The organism is Tenacibaculum profundi, assembly GCF_057162725.1.
Genome location: NZ_CM169894.1, coordinates 1,566,379 through 1,589,805 on the forward strand (window position 1 = coordinate 1,566,379; position 23,427 = coordinate 1,589,805).

The 23,427-nt window shown below is 31.5% G+C and carries 16 protein-coding genes; 5 read left to right on the forward strand and 11 right to left on the reverse strand.

Annotation, left to right across the window (positions count from 1 at the left end; all coding sequences use genetic code 11):
- Positions 1–7 precede the first annotated feature (7 nt).
- From AC2GW8_RS06380 to AC2GW8_RS06415, 8 genes are all read right to left on the reverse strand, one after another.
- The gene (locus AC2GW8_RS06380; RefSeq protein WP_440881933.1) at positions 8–892 is read right to left on the reverse strand and encodes a tyrosine-type recombinase/integrase; all 885 of its coding nucleotides are present in this window, start codon (positions 890–892) and stop codon (positions 8–10) included.
- 88 nt (positions 893–980) lie between these two features.
- On the reverse strand, positions 981–1,178 hold the full coding sequence (rpsU, locus tag AC2GW8_RS06385) for a 30S ribosomal protein S21 (protein ID WP_440881934.1): 198 nt from the start codon (positions 1,176–1,178) through the stop codon (positions 981–983).
- A gap of 183 nt (positions 1,179–1,361) precedes the next feature.
- Positions 1,362–2,528, reverse strand: a complete 1,167-nt coding sequence (locus AC2GW8_RS06390) for an acyl-CoA dehydrogenase family protein (RefSeq protein WP_440881935.1) — start codon at positions 2,526–2,528, stop codon at positions 1,362–1,364.
- A 22-nt stretch (positions 2,529–2,550) separates the two neighbouring features.
- Entirely contained in the window at positions 2,551–3,444 is an 894-nt protein-coding gene (locus AC2GW8_RS06395) for a ComEA family DNA-binding protein (RefSeq protein WP_440881936.1), read from the reverse strand.
- Positions 3,445–3,459: 15 nt separating this feature from the next.
- Positions 3,460–5,040 carry an alanine/glycine:cation symporter family protein gene (locus AC2GW8_RS06400; protein WP_440881937.1) on the reverse strand — a complete coding sequence of 527 codons (1,581 nt, stop codon included), beginning with the start codon at positions 5,038–5,040 and terminating at the stop codon, positions 3,460–3,462.
- Positions 5,041–5,139: 99 nt separating this feature from the next.
- The gene (locus tag AC2GW8_RS06405) at positions 5,140–6,039 is read right to left on the reverse strand and encodes an SDR family oxidoreductase (RefSeq protein WP_440881938.1); all 900 of its coding nucleotides are present in this window, start codon (positions 6,037–6,039) and stop codon (positions 5,140–5,142) included.
- A 25-nt stretch (positions 6,040–6,064) separates the two neighbouring features.
- On the reverse strand, positions 6,065–7,069 hold the full coding sequence (locus AC2GW8_RS06410; RefSeq protein WP_440881939.1) for a potassium channel family protein: 1,005 nt from the start codon (positions 7,067–7,069) through the stop codon (positions 6,065–6,067).
- Entirely contained in the window at positions 7,066–7,293 is a 228-nt protein-coding gene (locus tag AC2GW8_RS06415; protein ID WP_440881940.1) for a PspC domain-containing protein, read from the reverse strand. The genes AC2GW8_RS06410 and AC2GW8_RS06415 overlap by 4 nt, the downstream gene beginning before the upstream one ends.
- A 329-nt stretch (positions 7,294–7,622) precedes the next feature.
- Between AC2GW8_RS06415 and uvrA the strand changes: the two genes are divergently transcribed.
- A complete protein-coding gene (uvrA, locus tag AC2GW8_RS06420) occupies positions 7,623–10,454 on the forward strand; it encodes an excinuclease ABC subunit UvrA (protein ID WP_440881941.1) in 2,832 nt (943 codons plus the stop codon).
- Positions 10,455–10,542: 88 nt separating this feature from the next.
- Here the strand turns inward: uvrA and AC2GW8_RS06425 are convergent, their stop codons facing one another.
- A complete protein-coding gene (locus tag AC2GW8_RS06425) occupies positions 10,543–11,934 on the reverse strand; it encodes a hypothetical protein (RefSeq protein ID WP_440881942.1) in 1,392 nt (463 codons plus the stop codon).
- Between the two features lie 28 nt (positions 11,935–11,962).
- A complete protein-coding gene (locus AC2GW8_RS06430) occupies positions 11,963–14,482 on the reverse strand; it encodes a phage tail-like protein (RefSeq protein WP_440881943.1) in 2,520 nt (839 codons plus the stop codon).
- 530 nt (positions 14,483–15,012) lie between these two features.
- On the opposite strand from AC2GW8_RS06430, the gene AC2GW8_RS06435 reads away from it, so the two are divergent.
- The 3 genes from AC2GW8_RS06435 to AC2GW8_RS06445 all read left to right on the forward strand — a co-directional run bounded on the left by AC2GW8_RS06435 (position 15,013) and on the right by AC2GW8_RS06445 (position 21,253).
- Positions 15,013–15,723, forward strand: a complete 711-nt coding sequence (locus AC2GW8_RS06435; protein ID WP_440881944.1) for an LOG family protein — start codon at positions 15,013–15,015, stop codon at positions 15,721–15,723.
- A 64-nt stretch (positions 15,724–15,787) separates the two neighbouring features.
- Positions 15,788–18,601 (forward strand): gluzincin family metallopeptidase, encoded by a 2,814-nt coding sequence (locus AC2GW8_RS06440; protein ID WP_440881945.1) that lies wholly within the window; start codon positions 15,788–15,790, stop codon positions 18,599–18,601.
- A 198-nt stretch (positions 18,602–18,799) separates the two neighbouring features.
- The gene (locus tag AC2GW8_RS06445; protein WP_440881946.1) at positions 18,800–21,253 is read left to right on the forward strand and encodes an alpha-ketoacid dehydrogenase subunit alpha/beta; all 2,454 of its coding nucleotides are present in this window, start codon (positions 18,800–18,802) and stop codon (positions 21,251–21,253) included.
- 49 nt (positions 21,254–21,302) lie between these two features.
- On the opposite strand, the gene AC2GW8_RS06450 is transcribed toward AC2GW8_RS06445, so the two are convergent.
- Positions 21,303–22,580, reverse strand: coding sequence for a DUF2851 family protein (locus tag AC2GW8_RS06450; RefSeq protein ID WP_440881947.1), 1,278 nt, complete (start codon positions 22,578–22,580; stop codon positions 21,303–21,305).
- A 164-nt stretch (positions 22,581–22,744) separates the two neighbouring features.
- Between AC2GW8_RS06450 and AC2GW8_RS06455 the strand changes: the two genes are divergently transcribed.
- A complete protein-coding gene (locus AC2GW8_RS06455) occupies positions 22,745–23,377 on the forward strand; it encodes an NAD(P)H-dependent oxidoreductase (RefSeq protein ID WP_440881948.1) in 633 nt (210 codons plus the stop codon).
- The last annotated feature ends 50 nt before the right edge of the window (positions 23,378–23,427 follow it).

The following is a 23,427-nucleotide window of genomic DNA, read 5'->3' on the forward strand; positions in this document are numbered from 1 at the left end:
CCAATTTTTAATCAAACTCTCTAGGGTGAGTTTTATTATACACTTGTTTTAATTCTTCTAAGCTACTATTTGTGTAGACTTGAGTTGAGGCTAAACTTGAATGCCCTAGCAATTCCTTAACCGAAAACAAAGACGCTCCTCTATTTATTAAGTGAGTAGCGAATGCATGTCTGAGGACATGGGGACTTTTTTTAACCTTCGTGGAAACTCTTCTAAAGTACGAATTAATTATCCTATAAACAAGTGTTTCATACATTTTAACACCCTTTTTTGTAAGCAATAGATAGTCTTTATCTTTTATTTCTTTAAGCATTTTCCGCTCCAATTGGTATACCTTTATTGTTTCAATAACGAAAGGTAGTAAAACAACGAATCGTTCTTTATTCCCCTTGCCTATTATTTTCAATACACCTTCTTCGAAATACAAGTCTTTTGTTTTTATATTGATGAGCTCTGCCCGTCTAATCCCAGTTGAATACAACAACTCTAAAATTAATCTATCTCTAACCCCTTCAAAACCAACTTTTGTTTTTATTATATCAATTACCTCATTTATTTCTTTTTCGTTGAAAGGTATACTTATTTTCTTTTGCTCCTTTAAAGACCTGTGCTTCATCATAGGGCTTTTAGTTACCTCTCCTATCTTTACTAAATAATTAAAGAACGTTTTTAAAGAGCTTAGTTTTCTATTTATACTTCTATTTGTCAATTTACCACTAGTCAATTGTACAATCCAACTCCTTATTTGGCTATAACTCACATCTTCATAACATTGATTAAATTCTTCTTTACAAAAACAAATGAAATCCATAATATCTTTTCTATAAGCCAAAATCGTATGAGGAGAATATTTTTTTTCATATTCTAAATACTCTAAAAATTTTTTCACCATTATTTGATCCATACACAAAAGTAACAATTGTTAATATACACAATAAAAAAATAGCCCACATTTAAAATGTGGGCTATTTTTATGAAGTTTAACCTACTTCTTCGGCTGTTCTTATGCCTTGTACATAGGTTGCTTTTATTTTTTGAGCTCTTTTCGCTACTGAAGGTTTCGTAAATTGCTTTCTATCGCGCAACTGTCTCATTGTTTTCGTTCGATCGAACTTTCTCTTATAACGCTTTAAAGCTCTATCAATATTTTCACCTTCTTTTACAGGTATTATTAACATTTTTCGGCACCTCCTTTCATGTAAAATTTTTATTTTTTGTAAATTTATTTAACAAGGTTGCAAATATATTCAGTTTTTTTTAAAAAGCAATACTTTATTAAAATTAAATAAACAAGAGAATTAGAAAAAAAGCCATCATTCTATTCGATGTTTATCAAAAAAATAATTTCAAAGATATTAAACCTAAATCATTGTTTTATATTGTTTTTTATCGATAATCATTTTAGCTATAATCTCTTTCAATATCTCAGAAGTCCCGCCTCCTATAGGGCCTAAACGACTATCCCTTAAAAGTCTTGCCATTGGGTATTCTTCCATATAGCCATATCCACCTAACAACTGAAGTGCATCATAAATAACTTCATCTGCAATTTTTGTTGAAAGCAACTTACTCATACTTGCCTCTTTTACGATATAAGTGCCTTCGTCAAGTCTTTTAGCTATTGAATAATTATATTCTCGACACATATCAACCTTACTAGCCATCTCAGCTACTTTATGACGTAATGCTTGAAATTCATTTAATTGTTTTCCAAATGCCTTTCTTTCTCTCATATAATCCAATGCATAATTAACTGCATACTCCGCTCTTGCATGTGCATTGATTCCCATAATCAGTCTTTCCAAAGCAAAATGCTGCATTATATAGGAGAAACCGAGACCTTCTTGTCCCAAAAGATTTTCCTTTGGAATAATTACATTATCAAAAGCTATTTCACCTGTATCTGAAGCTTTCCACCCTAGTTTATCTAACTTTGTAGCAGAAACTCCTTTAGTTGATCGATCTATAAGTAAAATACTTATTCCTTTATGTTTCTCCTCCAGATTAGTTTTGGCAGCCACAATTAAATAATCCGAATAAACCCCGTTTGTTATAAAAGTCTTTGAACCATTGACAACATAGTTGTCTCCATCTAATATAGCTGTTGTTCTCATTCCTGCAACGTCACTTCCTCCAAACGGCTCTGAAATACATAAACATCCTATTTTATCACCCTCTATACTTGGTGTTAAATATTCTCTTTTAATTCTTTCATCTGCTTCTTCTTTTAAATGTGTCATTGCTAAATATGCATGTGCCCACATGTTTGCCGCAAAACCACTTGAATTTATTTTTTGAAGTTCTTCCAAAAAAATCACTGTATAAAAGAGATCTAGATTTAACCCTCCATATTTTTCTGGTTGATTTAATCCAAAATATCCCATTTCTCCAAACTTCTTCCAAATAAACCTTTCTACCTTGCCTTCCTTTTCCCATTTATTTATATACGGAACGACTTCCTTTTGCAAAAAGTCTTTAAAACTTTGACGAAAAGAGCTGTGTTCTTCAGTAAAGTACATATTATTCATTAGATCTTAAATTAGTTGTTGTTTATTTTACAGACAAATATAACACTATTCTATCGTATTTTTTAATAGGAAAATTTGTTATCTTTTTTAATTCTTCAATCTTTTGTATTTCTGCAAACTCGTCTTTATAATCAAAAATTTTTTTACACAGATTGTAATCAATATATGGTAAACTCAAAATTTCTTTAAAACTAGCTGTATTCACATTTATCTTTTTAATATAAGGTTTTTTTAGTACTCGATAAGATTTCTGAATTAAATTTAACTCATTATCGCTAAGCCCCCAAACCTCTTGTAATTGAGCATCATAAGTATACCCTTTTAGCTTAGTACGATACTTAACGATTCTATTAGCTAATATTTCATTTCCTCCTAGTAATTCAGTTAATTCTGACCTAGAAACATCATTAATGTCTTTTAAATCAGCATTATTCGTATCATTTTTAAAGTTATTCAAATCAATAAGATTTAAACCTTTACTTTTCGATTCTCTGTTATTATAAGTCCACTTTGGAAATCTGAAATAAGGTGAAATTACTTTTAACAAACTATCAGAAACACCTGTAACAATCTGAAAATCTCTTGCTGAATTCACAAATTTATTTTTCTTTCGATAGTCAAAAAGTTTATCTATTTCCTCAACAGACATCCCCAATATATAACCTTTATAATCAGATATATAGTTAGGGTTAAATTTGTAGAGTTTTTTCCCTTCCCCCACACTCTTAAGTTCTTTTAAACTATCAATTTTATGGATCAATATTGATGCATCTTCTTGATTGTAAATATTGGGGTCTGATTTTAATAAATCGAAATAGAAATACGCAAACTGAAGTATTACTATGAGTAAAGACAAAACAAAAGCCCCATTTCTAAATTGTTTATCAATTATGAAATAGAGCTTATAATTTTTCATTTTATAATCCTGTGGTTAATCCTTTATGACACCAATTGCTTTTAAGTATTTCGATAGTTCTTCTTTAACTTTTGGGAATAAAAAGCATAAACCTATTACATTAGGCACAGCCATAGCAAAAATCATGGCATCTGAAAAATCTGTTACTGCTCCTAGACTAGCTGCTGAACCTATTATTATAAACATACAAAACAATATCTTATAAGCGTAATCAGACATTTTTGAACGACCAAATAAAAACATCCACCCCTGTAACCCATAGTAAGACCAAGATAACATTGTAGAAAAAGCAAAAAGAACAACTGCTACGGTGAGAATGTATGGAAACCATGGTAATACTGAAGCAAATGCCTTAGAGGTTGCTAAAACTCCATCTGGAGATTTCACGCCATAAGTCATTATACTTCCGTCTCCATTAGTAATAATAATAACTAGCGCTGTCATTGTACAAACAACTACCGTATCTATAAATGGCTCCAGTAAGGCAACTAATCCTTCCGAAGCGGCATATTTTGTTTTAACTGCAGAATGTGCTATAGCAGCCGAACCAACTCCAGCTTCGTTTGAAAAAGCTGCTCTTTGAAAACCAATGATTAAAACACCCAATAAACCTCCCGAAATGCCTTTCGCATTAAAAGCTCCATCTATAATCTGACCGAAAGCATTTCCTATTTGAGAAAAATTAGCTACCAGAATTATTACAGCTGCTAAAAAATAAATCCCAACCATGAATGGCACAATTTTCTCAGTTATGTTCCCTATCCTCTTTATTCCTCCAATAATTACAACCGCCACTAAAGAGGACATTATAACACCAAAAATCAAAGCAGTTGACAAACTGGTTGAACCAATCATACTTCCAAATTGTTGAGCTGCCTGGTTAGCTTGAAACATATTTCCTCCTCCAAAAGATCCTCCAACAACCATAATCGCAAAAATTGCAGCTAACACCTTCCCTAAAGTGCTCTTACCTACATCTGTCAAACCTTTTTTAAGATAGTACATGGGACCACCATAAATTGTTCCATCTTCACCAACATCTCGATATTTAACCCCCAACGTACACTCAACAAATTTTGATGACATTCCTAATAAACCAGCAACTATCATCCAAAATGTTGCCCCTGGACCTCCTAAAGAAAGAGCTACAGCAACACCAGCAATATTTCCTAACCCCACTGTCCCAGATAAGGCTGCTGTCAACGCTTGAAAATGGGTAACCTCTCCCTGATTCCCTTCAATTCTGATGGTCTCAATAGCATCTCCGCCGGGTGTTGAATCTCCTTTCATACTGTCTGAAGAAGCATGATCAACGCTGTCATATTTACCTCTCACAATATTAATCGAAGTTGGAAATAATCTAACATTTACAAATTTAAAAATTATAGTAAACACCAACCCTGCTAAAAGTAACATTATAATAACCAAAGGCATTTCAACCCTTTCTCCAAGTTTTACCGGATAAAACACAAAGCTTCCCCAGACATCTGCTACTGGTTTAAAACCTTCATTTATTTTTTCTGCAAGTCCTTTCTCCTGCGCGAATGTTAACATTGGTAATATAAAAGTAATTAGGAATAGTAATTTTTTCCTCATAATGTAAGTGTATAAAAAAGTATTATTTTTTTAAATTAGTGGGATGCAATATCTTAAAAAATAAAACCTCCCCCAAGTTTTCTTAGTTAAAAGTATTTTTTAAGTTATTTTTTGTTTAAATCTTTTTAAATCATAACTAAACTCTTTAAAATTTAATTGGAATTCTTTTTCTGTTTTACTGAGATCGAATCCAGTTATTTTTGGTCTTTTAGCAAACTGACTTAGTTTTTCTGTTGAAATTGGAAAAATTAACTCTTTATTTAGATTAAATACCTCTGCTATTTCCATTGCTATATCATAAACACTCAACAGCTTTTTAGAGGAAACATTAAAGATTCCTTTTTTTCTTTTCTTTATTACTGCTTGACATACCTCAGCGAGAGAATCAACAAGTGTAGGCATTCTATATTGATCATCTACAACATTAATTTTCACACCAGACTCAAGTGATTCTTTCACCCATAAAACAATATTACTACATGACACTCTAACATCTGTTCCATAAACTAAAATCGTACGTAAAATTGCATAGTTTACATTAGATTCTATTAACTTTTTCTCGGCTTTCCATTTTGAAACTCCATAATAGTTTAAAGGACTTGGAATATCATTTTCTTTATAAAAACCTTTATCCCCATCAAAAATAAAATCTGTTGAAAGATGGACAATATAGACGTTGTTTTTTTCTGAAAATTGAATTAGGTTATCGACAAGTTGTACATTAATTTCTTCACATAGATATTTCTCTTTTTCACATTGATCGACTTGCTTCATAGCAGCTGTGTTAACAATAACATCAGGTTTTACTCTTTCTAACTCTTCAAACAAACGACTTTCGTTCGTTAGATCAATTGATACATATTGGAAATCGTGTCTACCGCTTTTATTTATTCCTCTTGAAAAACCAACAACCTCATATTTATCTTTTCTCCCTAACAACAATGCTAACAAGCTTTGACCTAGCAGGCCATTACTCCCTGTTATAATTATTTTAATCATTTGAATTATGAAATAAAATCAATCTTTAAAATAGTTCTCTCAATCTATGAATTTGTTCTGGCCTACCTAAAACGATAAGATTGGAGTCTTTAATTAACTTTACAGAGACATCAGGATTGATAATATACTCTTTTTCAGGAGATTTATAACCAATAACGGTACAACCTGTTTTTTTTCTCATATCTAAATCTAAAATTGTTTTATTAAGGTATTCAATTGGAAGTTCATTTACCGACACTTCTTCCAAATTTGCAGAAGTATCGCCCTCAATGGTTAGTCGATCTACAAACTCGATAACATCAGGTGTTACTACCAATAAAGCCATGTGCGCTCCTCCTAACTTATCAGGCATTATTACATTATCTGCACCTGCTATTTTTAATTTACTGTAGGTACTCTCTTTAGATGCTCTACTAATAATCTTACTTTTTTTATTCAATTGTCTAGCAGATAAAACTACAAATAAGTTATCTGAATCAGAAGGTAATACCGTTACTAGGTTATTTGCTTTTAGAATACCAGCTTTGATTAGTGTCTCATCAGTTGTAGCATTCCCTTCTACATTTAAAACACCAGCTTCATCTAACTCTCTGATTAAATTTTTATCCTTTTCTATTACAACAATTTTCTTTTTATAGCTCATTAATTTCGATACTGCTTGTCTGCCATTTCTTCCAAAGCCACAGACAATAGTATGACCTTTTAACTCTTCTATTTTTTTTTGCACTCGTTTTACTTTTAATTGATAAAAAAATTGACCACTAATTAGATATTCAGAAAACAAAGACACTGCATAACCGAATATAAACAGACCTAGTAATATTAAAATAACTGTAAAAATCTTTTCTTCTACCCCAAAAGGATGAACTTCTCCAAACCCAATAGTTGTAATGGTAATCACAGTCATATACAAGGCATCAATAAAAGAATAGTCAAAAAATATTTGATACCCTCCTATTCCAAAACTCAAAATCAGCAAGGAAAAAAAGATCGCTTTATATAAGCGTGACTTAAAAACAACATTTATCATAGATCGAAGACTGAAGACCTCTTAGTGTATATTATATCCTTGAGGCGTAGCAAAAAAGCCAAAGTTAGATACACCCCAAAAGAAAGACCTACGGTAACGAAGGATATATAAATAAAAAACAATCTAACATTAACCGCTCTAATACCAAATCTGTCAGCTAATCTAGAGGATACATAAAAACCGTTACGTTCGAAAAAATATCGTACTGAATGAATAAATGTCATCTTTTCGTTTTAAACAATACCAAAGATAAAGATATCATAATTATAGAAATAAAAAGAGTTTAAATGTTAAAATCTGCACGTATTACAAATTTTATTTTTCTCGTAAAAAAACATTTACTTAATTGAATATTTTTCATTAATCAGAATAATACAGTAGTTGAACTAATTAAAATCGAATAGATATAAACTGTATTGACTCTAAAAAGGTCTTTATTCAGTTTTATACTTTGACTTTAGAGTAAAAAATAAACTCATTTTATAAACAATTCCTAATATTGAAATACATAAGTATTCATTAAATTTGCTTTTTTTTTAGAAAACAAACGATTTTGAAAGAGCAAGAATATATTGAAATTTACGGGGCTAGAGCTCATAATTTGAAAAACATTGATCTCAAAATACCTCGTGAAAAGTTAGTGGTCATAACTGGTTTGAGCGGAAGCGGAAAATCATCTTTAGCTTTTGATACTATTTACGCTGAAGGACAAAGACGATATATTGAAACTTTTTCAGCGTACGCTCGTCAATTTCTTGGAGGATTAGAACGTCCTGATGTTGACAAAATAGATGGATTATCTCCTGTTATCTCAATAGAGCAAAAAACAACTAATAAAAGCCCTAGATCAACGGTCGGAACTATTACAGAGATATACGACTTTCTTCGTTTACTTTATTCTCGTGCTGCTGATGCGTATTCCTATAATACTGGTGAAAAAATGGTTAGCTATTCAGACAACCAAATCAAAGAACTAATTCTGAAAGATTTTGATGAAAAGCGTATTGCTGTTCTTGCACCATTAATTAAATCCAGAAAAGGACATTATCGGGAATTATTCGAGCAAATTGCTAAACAAGGATTTGTAAGAGTTCGAGTTGATGGAAAAATTAGAGAAATCGAAAAAGGAATGAAACTAGATCGTTACAAAACTCATGATATTGAAGTTGTAATTGATCGATTGATTGTCAATAAAGATTTTGAAAAACGATTAGAAGAAACGATTAAAACTGCATTATATACTGGTAATAACATTTTAATGATTATTGATGTTGACAATGTAAAACCAAGATATTTTAGTAGAGAATTAATGTGCCCTACTACTGGAATTGCTTATCCAAATCCAGAACCTAACACTTTTTCTTTCAACTCGCCCAAAGGGGCTTGTTATCATTGTAACGGACTTGGCACTACTAACGAAATAAATTTAAAAAAAGTTATTCCCGATGATAGTATTTCTATAAAAAATGGAGGCATCATCCCTCTTGGAGAACAAAAGAATAGTTGGATTTTTAAACAACTGCAAACTATAGCTGAACGCTATAAATTCAAATTATCTGACCCCATTTCAAGTATTTCTCAAGAGGCCTTAAACGTGATTCTTAATGGAGGAAAAGAAACATTTTCAATTCAATCTAAAACTGCTGGTGTTACCCGAAAGTACGCAATAGATTTCGAAGGAATTATTGCTTTTATTCAAAGTCAATATAAAAACTCAGATAGTTCATCTATAAAAAGATGGGCCAAGGGCTTCATGGATGAAGTTTCTTGTTCTACTTGTGAAGGTAAGCGCTTAAAAAAGGAGGCACTTCACTTCAAAATTAATAGCAAAAACATTAGTCAACTAGCTCAAATGGATGTTACCGAGCTTTTTGGTTGGTTTGAAAATATAGAGAGCAAACTTTCAGAAAAGCAACTTAAAATAGCTTCTGAAATATTAAAAGAAATACGTACCAGAATTCAATTCCTGTTAGATGTTGGCCTTGATTATTTAACGTTAGACAGAACTTCTAAATCACTTTCTGGGGGAGAAGCCCAACGAATTAGATTAGCAACTCAAATTGGCTCTCAACTTGTTGGCGTATTGTATATATTAGATGAACCAAGTATTGGATTGCATCAACGTGATAATGAAAAATTAATTAACTCATTAGTTAAACTAAGAGATATTGGAAATTCTGTTTTGGTTGTTGAACATGATGAAGATATGATAAAGCATGCAGATTTTGTTATAGATATTGGACCTGGAGCAGGAAGGCATGGAGGGGAAATTGTTAGTAAAGGTACTTTTGACGATTTGAAATCGCAAGATACCTTAACTGCTGATTACCTATCCAAAAGAAAGCTAATAGAAGTCCCTCAAAAGAGACGTGAAGGAAATGGTAATTTTATTAAGTTAATTGGAGCAAGCGGCAATAACTTAAAAAATATTTCCGTTAAATTTCCTCTTGGTAAAATGATTTGTATTACGGGTGTTTCAGGTAGTGGTAAATCTACTTTAATAAATGAAACACTTTACCCTATACTTAACGCACATATTTATAGAGGTGTAAAAAAACCTATGCCCTTCAAAGATGTTGAAGGACTAGAGTATATTGATAAAGTTATTGATATTGATCAATCACCCATTGGAAGAACTCCTAGGTCTAACCCTGCAACTTATACTGGAGTCTTTAGTGAAATTAGAAGTCTATTTGCAAAAACACCGGAAGCTTCAATACGCGGATATAAACCTGGAAGATTTAGCTTTAATGTTAAGGGCGGACGTTGTGAAACTTGCCAAGGCGGAGGTCTTAAAGTGATTGAGATGAATTTTTTACCAGATGTTCATGTTGAATGTGAGGCGTGTCAGGGAAAACGCTTTAATAGAGAGACTTTAGAAATTAGATACAAAGGAAAATCTATTTCCGATGTGTTAGAAATGACCATTAATGATGCTGTAGATTTCTTTGAGCATATTCCTAAAATATATAGAAAATTAAAAACAATTAAAGATGTTGGTTTAGGATATATAACACTTGGACAACAATCGACAACTTTATCTGGAGGAGAAGCGCAACGCATTAAATTAGCTAGTGAACTTTCAAAAAAGGATACAGGGAATACTTTCTATATACTTGATGAACCTACTACAGGACTTCATTTTGAAGATATCAGAGTTCTAATGGATGTATTAAATAAACTAACAGACAAAGGAAATACAGTACTAATCATAGAACACAATCTTGATGTCATCAAACTTGCGGATCATATCATTGATGTAGGACTCGAAGGAGGTAAGGGGGGGGGAGAAATATTAATCTACGGGACTCCTGAAGAAATTATAAAGCATAAAAAGAGCTATACTGCTAAATTTTTAAAAAAAGAACTAAAAAAGAAAGGATAAGATAAAAACATCTTATCCTCCTCAAAGCTTACTAACTCATAAGCAACATTGTTTTTATAAGCTTTAAACTAATATACATCTGGGAAAATCATTTTTTGTTGCTATATTTTAAAATATCTTGATCGTTGTCATTTCCTCTATTTTCTTGGCCACCTGAATCAGCCTTTATTGTAACCTTAAGAGGAACTTCTCCTTTTGAATTTTCAGGAGAAATAAAAATGGCATTTACCCCAATTTTCTCAACACTTTTTCCAATGAATATATCTTTATGAGTAAATTTGTGTAATCCATTCTCTAACTTATATATCCAATTAAAATTATTTAGTTCATGCCCATTAAGGCTCGTTAATTGATCATTAAAAGAAAAACGAAAACGCTTGCTATCTGGTATTCTTACTTCTACAGGATTAACTCCGTTTGAATTCTCCCCATTGGACTCGGCTACAAGAATTACAAAATCAATAACTCCTTTACTACCATTTATCTGCGTTTTATTGGTTAAAAGTGTCGGAGAATAGTCTGGTAATACTGTTTTTAATAAGGCAAAAGTGAAAACTCCATCTCCTGATGGTTTTATTTTTATAGAAGAACTTGCCACATCAATATTTACTATTTCTTCCTGTATCCATTTTCCCCCGTCCCATCTAGCAACAATAATCCTATCAAGGAAATCTGAAGTTAGAATTGACGATGGTGTAGTAGCTAAATTCCAATAAAATGTTAAATTAGGTAAAGTATTTCCATTAAAATCATCAACAACCCAATACTCCTCATTATCAATAACCTCAATTCTATCCTCCTTTAAACTAGCACTATAAACTCTTCCTGGGTTTTCCCATAAATATTGAGCATCTACTACTGAAGAAGTACTTGATGGTGCTTCCATTTTAAGTTTTCGATACACATAATTTGTAGCTCTGTTATCTCCAATAGGAAATACAAATTCTTGATTTCCTTTTTTACGAACTCTATCTTCAACAAAACTTTCCCCTGAAACATTTTGCACTGTAGATGATTCATCAAAAATCATAAGTCCATCATTTGAATAAGATATAATTCCATCGGAAAAATCTACATTTCCTTTAAGGACAATGTTCTTCTCAATTGAAAAAGGAGCTTTCTCACTTGCATTATCAAAAAGTACATTGCTAAATAAAGAATTACCTGTTCCCGCAACTTTTTGCGACACTTGACCTTTAAAATTGAATACCGAAGATTGGGTTTCAAAAGATATTTCACCTTCATTACTCAAATCATTATAAATAAACATTTCTCCATTATTAATCAAGTTACCTGTTGAACTTACTAATAACTCATCATAGGAAGCAGAGACCCCCTCATTTCTACTCTTGTTTGATACCACATTTTGTTGAGCACTCCCCTCTTCACAAATTAAAGCAAGCACAACAAAGAATAAAAAAATAATACCTCTTACCTTCTTCCTTGACATCTTTAATTTTATTGTTAATCGATCTTCCATATAGAAATTAATTTAAAAATTATTACTATTACTTTGAAGATTTCTTAACCAATTTAGAAAGTTGGTCAATACGGTCGTTCATTTGAGTCATTTCAGAATTAAGTTTATTGCTTAACTCCTCATTTTCTTCTTTTAATGAATTTATGGTCTTATTTAATTCTATAATATGAAGATATAGCTCCTCTATTTTTTCCAGGTTTTGAACACCTAATCTAGAAATATCTATACCACCTTCACGTTTTATATCTCTAATTGAAGAAACTCCAGGTAAATGACCATTTTGTCTAGTATACTCCTCTACCTCCTCTAAACTTAGGAAAGTATATTTTTCATTTAGTTCTGACGAGCCATCATAATAGTGATCAAAAACATAATCAGGATAACTTTTTGTATCTGAAACAAACCTTGTTCCTCTGATCGAACCAAGTGCCCTAATTTTATGCCCTTGAGTGTTTTCAACACCAAAACCAACATTACCTGACTTGTCATTAATTACCATATATGGATTACCAGACACACCTCTTTTCCTAATAATAAAATCATTTTGATCAATATTCCCCTCTCCATTTGTTACATACATATGCCAAGTAGACCCTCCTTGTCTATCAAAAAATAAACTAGGTCGATTCGAAATAAACCTCACGTTACCTGCAACAGTTAACTTAGATGAAGGATTAGACGTTCCAATTCCTACATTTCCATTTGGTTTAAAGGTAACTCTATCACCATTATTATAAATTCTTAAGTCTGAACTATTACGACCTAAAAACCAATCGTTCGCTCCAGCTTCAATCCATGTTCCTGCAGCTACCCCATCCATTTTCATTCTATCTGAAACGTGAAGTTTAAAGGATGGGCTAATTCCGACACCAACATTACCTCCTCCAAACACATGAGAACCTTGTTCTGCAACATATTGCATATTATTGTTATCATTTCCAATATACCCCTCTCTCGCCCCGCTTCCGGAAGCAAACTCTATATGGCCAACATTCGCTATTTTTTGCTTTGACATTTGCAAAGTTGTTATTGCTGTATGATTTCCTAAGTTGTCTTTTAAAGAATTTAAGTTTACTGCATTTCCACGATTAATAGACAAAGTTGTGCCTGATAAACTTAACGATTGGTTATCTGTGTTTCCTTGCCCTCCAACTGTTGACATTGCTACTTTTTTAACATTTCCATTAGCATCAACAGTAACTACCTGGTCTGATGTTGTACCACCTGCGATTGATCTGATTCTCACATTTCCATTTACATCTAATTTTGCAGATGGAGAAATTACTCCAACACCAAAATTACCATTAGAAGTCATTGTCATTTTCTCAGTATTCGCCACTCTAAAGCCTATTTTTTGACCACTCTGAGTATTTAGCAATGTTTGTCCTACATTATTTTGGATTAACGCATATCCCGATTTAGTCGCTTGATTTTTATTTGCTAAACCAAGCCAAGAACCTCCATGACCTACTTGACCTACTTCCACTCCATTTATCAAAGTATTGCTTCCTGCTCCTTGAATTTCATTCCCACTCATCCATAATCTTGTTGTCGCATTGTGATTCCCTAAATTATCTGCCGATGATGGCACCTCACCCACTATCCAATCCTTAACACTCTGCCAAGATTGTTTCCTTAGAGTTCCATCATTTTCTGTTACTGTTGCATAAGTAGATCCCGAGACAGCAGCTAAATTACCTATAGTAGTAGTTCCAGCAGTCCACAAATTCCCTGAGGGCGTTAAATTAAATTTATTACCATTATTCCACAAACGAAAACTAGCATTCTCTCTCCCTAAGAACCAATCATTTGCACCTGCTTCAATCCAAGTCCCTGCATCAGCACCATCGAGCTTTGTTCTTCCATTTACATGTAATTTAAACGATGGAGCAATCCCAACTCCTACGTTTCCTCCTTGAAACAAGTGAGCTCCTTGCTCCGCAACATATTGCATATTGTTATTATCGTTTCCGATATACCCTTCTCTCGCACCTCCTCCTGCTGCAAATTCAATATGACCTACATTTGCTATTTTCTGCTTTGACATTTGTAAGGTAGTTGTTGCAGTATGATTCCCTAAGTTGTCTTTTAAAGGATTTAGGTTAACTGTATTTCCACCTTGAATAGCAAGATTTGTTCCCGAAAGTGAAAGTATCTGATTATCGGTATCTAAAGAAGAAAGTGAAACAGAATTTCCTCCTACAATACTTAAATTATTTCCTGACAATGTTAAATTCTGATTATCTGTTCCAATTAACGGAATCCACTTGTTTTTATCCCAGTAATAATACCCTGGAATAACATCGTTCGCCGTAGCCGTATTATAAACCAATAAACTCTCTTTTGAGCCTATTGACACATTATTAACTGTTGTTACATCATTTGTCCCTGTTAATTGAACCCTAGGCAACAACACCCCTTTGTTTGTTGATACCACTTCAAACTGTGCCGCATTGTCTATGCGTGATGCACCTACAACAAACTGACCTAAAATGCTTTGAAAATTGAATACCCCAATAAAAATAAAAAATGAAATTTTCTTTACCATACCCCCCATAATTAATATTTAGTTCAAAAGAGATTTTATTACTTTTTTGATGAAAGGCCTGTAAACCAACTTTAAAACACCTATCTATCAACAACATAAACTCTCTTACATTTATACAATGCTACTTTAATAAAATAACTCTATTTTAAAGATTTTTTTGGGGGACTTCTAAAGAACAGGTTGGCAAATTTAACATTTTTTTTTAAAATTTTAACATTTTTTTTAACAAATAAAGCGCAATATTTTGAAACACTCTTCAGAAAGACTAATTTACTTTTGATATTTATCTATTTTATTTAGAAGGTTTTTTTTAAAAAGTCCTTAGTTATTATCATACTATTTTAGTGTTGCTAATTTACTAAACCTTTCAAATCAGCTAAGAATAAGTAAGATCTACCCCTTTTAACATTTTCGTTTCGAACTCATTAATTTAAAAAGTTTTTAACCTCTTTTTTTAATTTAAAACAATAAAAACAGTTAAATTAGCAAGCTTCCTTTTTGGGAAGACTTAACAATAAAAAGATTTGAATATGATTCCAAATGATGACAGAAAAATAAGAGAAAAGTTACAGCAAAAAACTTGGAATGAAATAAAAACAAATGATTCATGGGCTATTTTCAAGATCATGGCTGAATTTGTTGATGGTTATGAAAAATTAAGCAAAATAGGTCCTTGTGTTTCAATTTTTGGATCAGCAAGAACCAAACCCGAACACCCCTATTATGCACTTGCAGAAGAAGTAGCATATAAATTAACACAAAATGGTTTTGGTGTTATTACTGGAGGGGGACCAGGAATAATGGAAGCAGGAAATAAAGGTGCCAATAGGGGAAAAGGAATCTCTGTTGGACTTAATATAGAACTTCCATTTGAACAACACGACAACCCATGGATAGATCCTGGAAAAAGTTTAGACTTCGATTATTTCTTTGTCAGAAAAGTGATGTTTGTAAAATACTCGCAAGGTTTTGTTGTAATGCCAGGAGGTTTTGGAACTTTAGACGAATTATTTGAAGCCATAACATTAATCCAAACAAAAAAAATAGGAAGGTTTCCTATTGTTCTTGTCGGCAAAAAATTTTGGGGAGGGTTAATTGATTGGATTAAAAACATGTTAATTGAAGAAGGTAATGTAAGTCCTGAAGATTTAAATTTATTTAGACTCGTCGATTCTGCTGATGAAGCTGTTGAGCATTTCAATAAGTTTTACGACAAATACCAATTAAAACCAAATTTTTAGAAAAATATTCTATATTTAAACTCATTCTCATCTCAAATGAGAATGAGCTTTTTACCCTTAAAACATGACGAATAGGCTTCTTACATTTTTAATTTTTTCTCTATTAACAAAGAGTCTATTCTCTCAAGCAAATGAGATTTTCACCAACATCGTCTTAATAGATAGCACCCATACTTTTGAAATACAACAAAAAATTATTTATAAAAATAATTCAAAAGACATTCTTAATAAAGTATATCTCCATAATTGGGGGAACAGCTTTTCAAATAATAGCACTCCCTTAGGTAAAAGATTTGTTGAAGACTATAAAAAAAACTTTTATTTTTCCAAAAAAAAAGAAAGAGGTTATTCTAAAATTAAAAACCTAACGATTAATTACCAGCCCATAAATTTCAGAGAACTTCCGAAACAACAGGATATTCTTGAACTTACACTTAATAAACCTTTACATCCAAAAGACAGCATTACTATTTCGTTATTTTATTCTTTAAAAGTTCCTGACTCAAAATTCACTGGTTATGGAAAAACAAAAACAGGCTATCATCTTCGCTTTTGGCAAATTGTCCCTGCTGTTTATAATGAAAAATGGCATTTAATGAGTAACCTAAATATGGATGATTTGTATGAAGATATCGCTAATTACAATATAAAAATTAAGATTCCAAAAAAATACCACATTGAAAGTAATCTATATCAATACAAAACCAATCAAGAAAATTCAATAATGTATCAACTTGTTGGTAAAGAAAAAAAAGACATTATCTTAAGTATCGATTCTCGAAATAGATTTAAATCACTAAAAACCAAAACCCAAGAAGTAAAAACCGATGCTTTTGATAAAAAAATAACAATTGAAGATTCAGAAAAAATAATTACTAAACAAATTGAGTTTATAGAAAAATATTTAGGAAAACATCCTCACAACGAAATATTTGTCGATAGAATATCCATTAACAAAAACACCCTTCGAGAATTATACGGACTACCTAGTTGGCTTAAGCCTTTTCCCTTAAATTTCAGATGGGACATCAACTTTTTTCACTCCTTAAGCTCTAAATATGTCAATGATATTCTGATTCATAATAAAAGAGAAGATTACTGGTTTATAGATGGATTAGAAACATTTTTAATGATGGAATATTTAAAAGAATACTACCCTAACGTAACTATATTAGGTAAATATTCTAATTACTGGCCCATAAAAAATTACAATTTAAGTAAACTCAAACAGAATGATAAATTTCCTTTCATCTATCAATTTAGTGCTCGAAAATTTTATGATCAGCCTCTGAAAACCCCTGCCGATTCTCTATCTAACTTCAACAGAAAAGTGGTTAGCAAATACAAATCTGGACTAGGTTTTAGATATTTAAAGGATTATTTGGATGATAATATTCTTCAAAAGTCCATAAGAACTTTTTTATATAGAAATCATTTAAAACTGAGCTCTTCTTCCGATTTTTTAACTATACTTAAAAAAAACACCCAAAAAGATCTTAATTGGTTTACCGGAGATTATTTAACAACGGCTAAAAAAATTGATTATAAAATTACATCTGTTAAAGAATCTAAAGACTCTTTAAAAGTAACCATCAAAAATAAAAGAAATTTTCCAGCTCCAGTTGCACTTTACGGGATCAACAAAAAACAAATAAAATTCAAACAATGGATTCCGAGTATAAAAAAAAGCAAAACAATATCGATAAAAAAAGGCAACTACAACAAACTTGCACTTAACTATGAAAACACCTATCCTGAGCATAATTCTCTGGATAATTTCAGAAAAACAAATAATAAATTAATAAACAAACCTCTTCAATTTCGCTTTTTTCAAGACGCTGAAGACCCTTATTACAACCAAATTTTCTATTATCCTGATGTAAAATATAACTTATATGATGGAATAATATTGGGTGTAAGATTAAAAAATCAACCAATTATACCTCATAATTTGGACTTTACGCTTACACCTAATTACAGTACTCGTAGTAAAAATTTCACAGGTGCATTTTCCATTGCATACAACCATTTTCTTGAAACCTCTTCAATATATAGAATCAGATATGGTATAAATGGAAGTAATTTTCATTATGCTCCTGAACTAAGTTATAATACTTTCACACCATATATAAGTGTGTCATTCAGAAGAAAAACATTACGTGATGTTGGGTCAAAAACGTTAACCTCTCGTCTTTTTTACATCAAAAAAGCAATTCCGGTAGAAAACCCTATTACAGAACAGGATCGGTATAAAGTTTTAAATTTTAGATATATTTACAATAACCCAAACATAATTGAACGGCTTCAATATGCTGTTAACTTTGAACTTGCTAATAATTTTACAAAATTTTCAACTGATATTCGTTATTTAAAATTTTTCGATGATGAAAGAAGTTTTGACTTAAGACTTTTTGGAGGTTTTTTCCTGTCTAATAAGTCTGTTGGTGATTATTTTAGTTTCGGACTAAATAGAAGCTCTGACTACTTATTTGAACAAAATCTTTTTGGTCGTTCAGAGAGTTCTGGTCTTTTTAGCCAGCAATTTATAATATCAGATGCTGGCTTCAAATCTACTTATCTTGAGCCACAAACGGCAAATCAATTTATACTCGCTGCAAATACGAGCGTAAGTTTATGGAAATGGTTTGAAGTATATAATGATTTTGCTGTGTTAAAAAATAAAACTAGCAATCCAAAATTTTATTACGAAAACGGTATTAGGCTTAATTTTATTCCCAATATATTTGAATTCTATTTTCCTATATATTCAAATCAAGGTTGGGAAATTAGTAAATCTGCTTACCCTACTAAAGTAAAATTTGTCATTACAACTAATCTTGATCGAATCTATAACTTCATTAGAAGGGGTATTCTGTAGACTATTAACCCTTTAAAACTAACTTAATACTAGAATCTTTCATATTACGACTTGCTCACAACCCCCTTAAAATTGAAAATTACTCAATAAAACACTAAATATCCTCTTATTTTTGAATTATCCTTAATAAAAAGATGTATTTTTAAAATTCAATTAAAAAAGCTATCTTTGTATTCTCACCCATAATTTTGACTTATCATGACAGAAAACACTGAACTAGCTAATAACCAAAAACTTTCTTTTGTCGATTTTAAAAACGAGGTTTTAAATGACTATCGAATTGCTCGTATAAGCAGAGAATGTAGCCTATTAGGCAGAAGAGAAGTTTTAACTGGTAAAGCTAAATTCGGGATTTTTGGTGACGGTAAGGAAGTTCCTCAAATAGCGATGGCAAAAGCTTTCAAAAATGGAGACTTTCGTTCAGGTTATTATCGAGACCAAACCTTTATGATGGCAATCGGAGAGCTCACGCCTCAACAGTTTTTTGCTGGATTGTATGCACATACTGATATTAAAGCTGATCCAATGTCTGCAGGACGTCAAATGGGGGGACATTTTGCTACACATTCACTGGACGAAAACGGAAATTGGAAAAACCTAACTAAGCAAAAAAACTCTTCTTCGGATATTTCTCCTACTGCTGGGCAAATGCCTCGCTTACTTGGCTTAGCTCAGGCCTCAAAAATATACAGAAACGTTAAGGAACTAAAAAACAATACTTTATTTTCGAACAAAGGAAATGAAATTGCTTGGGGAACTATCGGGAATGCTAGTACAAGTGAAGGACTTTTTTTTGAAACTATAAATGCCGCAGGTGTATTGCAAGTTCCAATAGTAATGAGTGTATGGGATGATGAATACGGCATTTCAGTACATGCAAAGCATCAAACAACAAAAGAGAGCATCTCAGAGATACTCAAAGGGTTTCAACGTGACAAGAAACAAAAAGGATATGAAATTTTTGTTATCAATGGCTGGGATTATGTAAAATTAATAGATACTTATAACACAGCAGCAAAAATAGCTAGAGAAGAGCATTGCCCCGTTCTAATTCATGTTAAAGAATTAACCCAACCACAAGGGCACTCTACCTCTGGATCTCACGAAAGATACAAAACAAAAGAAAGACTAAAATGGGAACAAGAATATGACTGCATTACTAAAATGCGTAAATGGATTCTTGAATTCGAACTACAAGATGAAAATGGTAATGTCTTGAGACTAGTTGATTCTGAGGAAGAATTAATCAATATAGATAAGAATGCAAAAAAAGATGTTTCAAAAGCCAAAAGAGATGCTTGGACTGCTTTTACAGAAGAAATTAAAAAAGAAGCTAAAACTGCTATTTCTATTCTTAAAAAAGCCTCAGAAAAAAGTAGTAATGGAACTTTTATTACTAAACTAAAAGATGATCTTGAAACAATAAACGAACCAATTCGTAAAGATGTCTTAAGTACTACCAGAAAAGCATTAAGATACTTAAGAGATGAAAGTATAAGTGAAAAATCAGAACTTCAAAAATTCATTAAATCTTCCTTAGAAACAGCTCATTACAAATATTCTTCTTTACTTTTAAGTGAAACAGAAAACTCTCCAATTAAATTTCCTGAAATTAAACCAAAATTCACGGTAGAAGAAAAACTAGTAGATGCTAGAATAATCATGCGTGATAATTTTGAAGCTGCTCTAAAAAAACATCCTGAACTCCTAATCTTTGGTGAAGATGCTGGATATATTGGTGATGTTAATCAAGGTCTAGAAGGCTTACAGGAAAAATTTGGTGAAATGCGTGTATCGGATACGGGTATAAGGGAAGCTACTATTTTAGGCCAAGGTATTGGAATGGCTATGCGTGGACTAAGACCTATTGCGGAAATTCAATATCTAGACTACTTATTGTATGCCCTTCAAATAATTAGTGATGATCTTGCAACGCTACATTATAGAAGTTTCGGAAAACAAAAAGCTCCTCTAATAATAAGAACAAGAGGACACAGGTTAGAAGGAATTTGGCACGCTGGCTCGCCTATGGGAGGAATTATAAATAATGTTAGAGGAATACATGTACTAGTACCAAGAAACATGACAAAAGCTGCTGGTTTTTACAATACGCTGTTAAAAGGGGACGACCCTGCTTTAGTTATTGAGTGCCTAAATGGATACCGTTTAAAAGAAAACCTCCCAAGTAACCTAGGAGAGTTTACTACACCTATTGGTGTGGTTGAAGTAACTAAAAAAGGAACAGATATAACTATTATTTCTTATGGATCGACATTAAGAATTGTTGACGAAGCAGTTAAAGATCTTGCACAAGTTGGAATTAATGCAGAAGTAATAGATGCTCAAAGTTTATTGCCTTTTGATATTCATCATGATACTGTTAAATCTATAGCAAAAACAAATAGGCTACTAATTGTTGATGAAGATGTTCCTGGTGGAGCTTCTGCATATTTATTGCAAGAAATTTTAGAAAAACAGAATGCTTATCAATATTTGGATAGTAAACCAGTCACTCTGACTGCAAAAGAGCACCGACCTGCATACGGGACCGATGGAGACTATTTTTCAAAACCTTCAGCTGAAGATGTTTTTGAAAAAGTTTATGAGATCATGCATGAAGCAAATCCAAATAAATTTAGAGCAATTTACTAAACAAAAAGAAGTGATTATAGTTTTATAAATTAAAATTTTTATTTAACCTTTATGCTTCTTTTTTAAGTATATGGTTACCAATAGCACATTTGAGACATTTGGAATGATCACAATAGTTTGTTTTTAACTCAATTAAGGCTTGAGAACTTAATGCCCTTTTTTCGAAAGTACGAATTTCAGAAAACTTCGAAACAATGACATTTTTTTCTATTTCTATTTGATTTAAAACATAAAGTAATTGCTCTATATCCGAACATCCTTTTTCTTCCATAAAAACAAACCTTATAGGCACAATAGCATTGATAATCAATGAATTTACTAAAGATTTTGAAATCGACCTATCCCTTTTTTTTCTTGAGGTATCAAATGTATAGTGTTCTTTCCAAAAGTCGTCTAACTCCACAGAAAAAAAACGATAAATACTGTCAACATCATCCATTTTAATGAGTTTGGAAAACATATTGGAATGCTTATGAGCTAAAGCTACTAACTGAGCTATTCGAATTGTAGGAAAATTAAGTGGCCGAACTCTAAAAAACTCAAAATATTCACATTTCATTGGCTTTAAACCATACTTTATTTTAATATAACTATATTCCTTTTTTAACCTATTGTAATAAACTTCATCTTTATTAGCTTCAAGAAAACCTGCCTGACCAAAAAACAATGCTGAGAGTTGCAAATTACTATATCTTACTTTTTTTAAAACTTTGAATGGAAAAGACATCACTAATTTTAAAAAAGCTTCGCTATTTACCTTTAAACCAAAACCTTTTGCAATTAAATAAAATAATACAGCTTCATAATCATTATTAGTTTGTAAAAGCAGCCTACGTATGGCTATAGTTTTTCTTTCTAGTCTTTCAAAATAGAGTCTTTCGAGCCAATTATTAAAAATAAAATCTCCAACTTCATAAAGAGAATTCTGACAATGAATCCATTTATTTTCTTTACGCATCAGTTTTTCGTAAATCCTCAAAATTCTAGGCTCTATAACTGTTTTTAACTCTAAGATTGGAAGTAGCTTCTGGTTTTTCATAAAGACATCGACATCATACTCCCAAACAACATGGAGAATTACAGCATCATAGTTAGTATCCAATTCATGTTGATGAGTATACCAATCAGAAGATTTTACATGTATTTCAATATTTCCTACCCATAATTGGTTATCTAAATAGATTTGGGCATTTAAAAAGTCAGGGCCACTATTATTATTCCATGATCCTGTATTAATAATTTCTAAATTTTCATTAGAATTAATTTTTAATTTTCTGGTACAAAAAAATTTATTGTTCCACAAAAAATGTAGTAATTCTTCCCTCATAGTTTTTTACGAGTCAAATTACTAAAAAACAACAATTTAAAAACAAAAAAAACAAAAAAAAATAATTTCCCTTGCAAAAACTAGAAAATCACTATTATTTGCAATACTTTTATGGTAGCATTTAAAAAATCTGAATTCTTTTTAAGAAACCAAATACTATGTAAATGAGTAATATTATTGAAAATTTAAAATGGCGTTATGCCGTAAAAAAATTCGATGACAGTAAAATTCTTCCAGAAGAAAAAATCAATATCTTAAAAGATGCTTTTAACCTAACTGCAACCTCTTATGGTTTGCAACCTTATAAACTAGTTGTCCTTAGTAATAAAAAAATACAAGCTCAACTAGTTAAACATTCGTGGAATCAACAACAAATTGGTCAAGCTTCTCATTTATTTATTATAACGGTACCTAAACAAATATCAACTAAAGAAGTTGATGAATACTTTAAATTAGTCAAAGAGATAAGAAATACTCCAGATAATATAATTGAGCCCTTTAAAAAAATGTTATCAAATAGTATTTCAAGCAAAACAGCTGATGAACTTTTTCATTGGATGAAAAACCAGGCTTATTTAGCATTAGGAAACCTAATGACTGTTGCTGCTAATGAAAAAATAGACTCTTGTCCTATGGAAGGTTTTTCTCCAGAGAAATACGACGAGGTTCTTGGTCTGGATAGTTTAAATTTAAAATCTGTATTAATACTTGCTGTTGGCATTAGAGCTGAGGATTGCTTTATGAAAGATTTACAAAAAGTTAGAAAAAAACCAGAAGATATTATTATTGATTTATAATATGATTATAAATGAATTACAAATTTAGTAAATTCGTTATTCATAACTTG

Coding starts and splice junctions, on each gene's coding strand:
- AC2GW8_RS06380 (WP_440881933.1), bottom strand. CDS start 892: ATGGTGAAAAAATTTTTAGAGTATTTAGAATATGAAAAAAAATATTCT.
- rpsU (WP_440881934.1), bottom strand. CDS start 1,178: ATGTTAATAATACCTGTAAAAGAAGGTGAAAATATTGATAGAGCTTTA.
- AC2GW8_RS06390 (WP_440881935.1), bottom strand. CDS start 2,528: ATGAATAATATGTACTTTACTGAAGAACACAGCTCTTTTCGTCAAAGT.
- AC2GW8_RS06395 (WP_440881936.1), bottom strand. CDS start 3,444: ATGAAAAATTATAAGCTCTATTTCATAATTGATAAACAATTTAGAAAT.
- AC2GW8_RS06400 (WP_440881937.1), bottom strand. CDS start 5,040: ATGAGGAAAAAATTACTATTCCTAATTACTTTTATATTACCAATGTTA.
- AC2GW8_RS06405 (WP_440881938.1), bottom strand. CDS start 6,039: ATGATTAAAATAATTATAACAGGGAGTAATGGCCTGCTAGGTCAAAGC.
- AC2GW8_RS06410 (WP_440881939.1), bottom strand. CDS start 7,069: ATGATAAATGTTGTTTTTAAGTCACGCTTATATAAAGCGATCTTTTTT.
- AC2GW8_RS06415 (WP_440881940.1), bottom strand. CDS start 7,293: ATGACATTTATTCATTCAGTACGATATTTTTTCGAACGTAACGGTTTT.
- AC2GW8_RS06425 (WP_440881942.1), bottom strand. CDS start 11,934: ATGGAAGATCGATTAACAATAAAATTAAAGATGTCAAGGAAGAAGGTA.
- AC2GW8_RS06430 (WP_440881943.1), bottom strand. CDS start 14,482: ATGGTAAAGAAAATTTCATTTTTTATTTTTATTGGGGTATTCAATTTT.
- AC2GW8_RS06435 (WP_440881944.1), top strand. CDS start 15,013: ATGATTCCAAATGATGACAGAAAAATAAGAGAAAAGTTACAGCAAAAA.
- AC2GW8_RS06440 (WP_440881945.1), top strand. CDS start 15,788: ATGACGAATAGGCTTCTTACATTTTTAATTTTTTCTCTATTAACAAAG.
- AC2GW8_RS06445 (WP_440881946.1), top strand. CDS start 18,800: ATGACAGAAAACACTGAACTAGCTAATAACCAAAAACTTTCTTTTGTC.
- AC2GW8_RS06450 (WP_440881947.1), bottom strand. CDS start 22,580: ATGAGGGAAGAATTACTACATTTTTTGTGGAACAATAAATTTTTTTGT.
- AC2GW8_RS06455 (WP_440881948.1), top strand. CDS start 22,745: ATGAGTAATATTATTGAAAATTTAAAATGGCGTTATGCCGTAAAAAAA.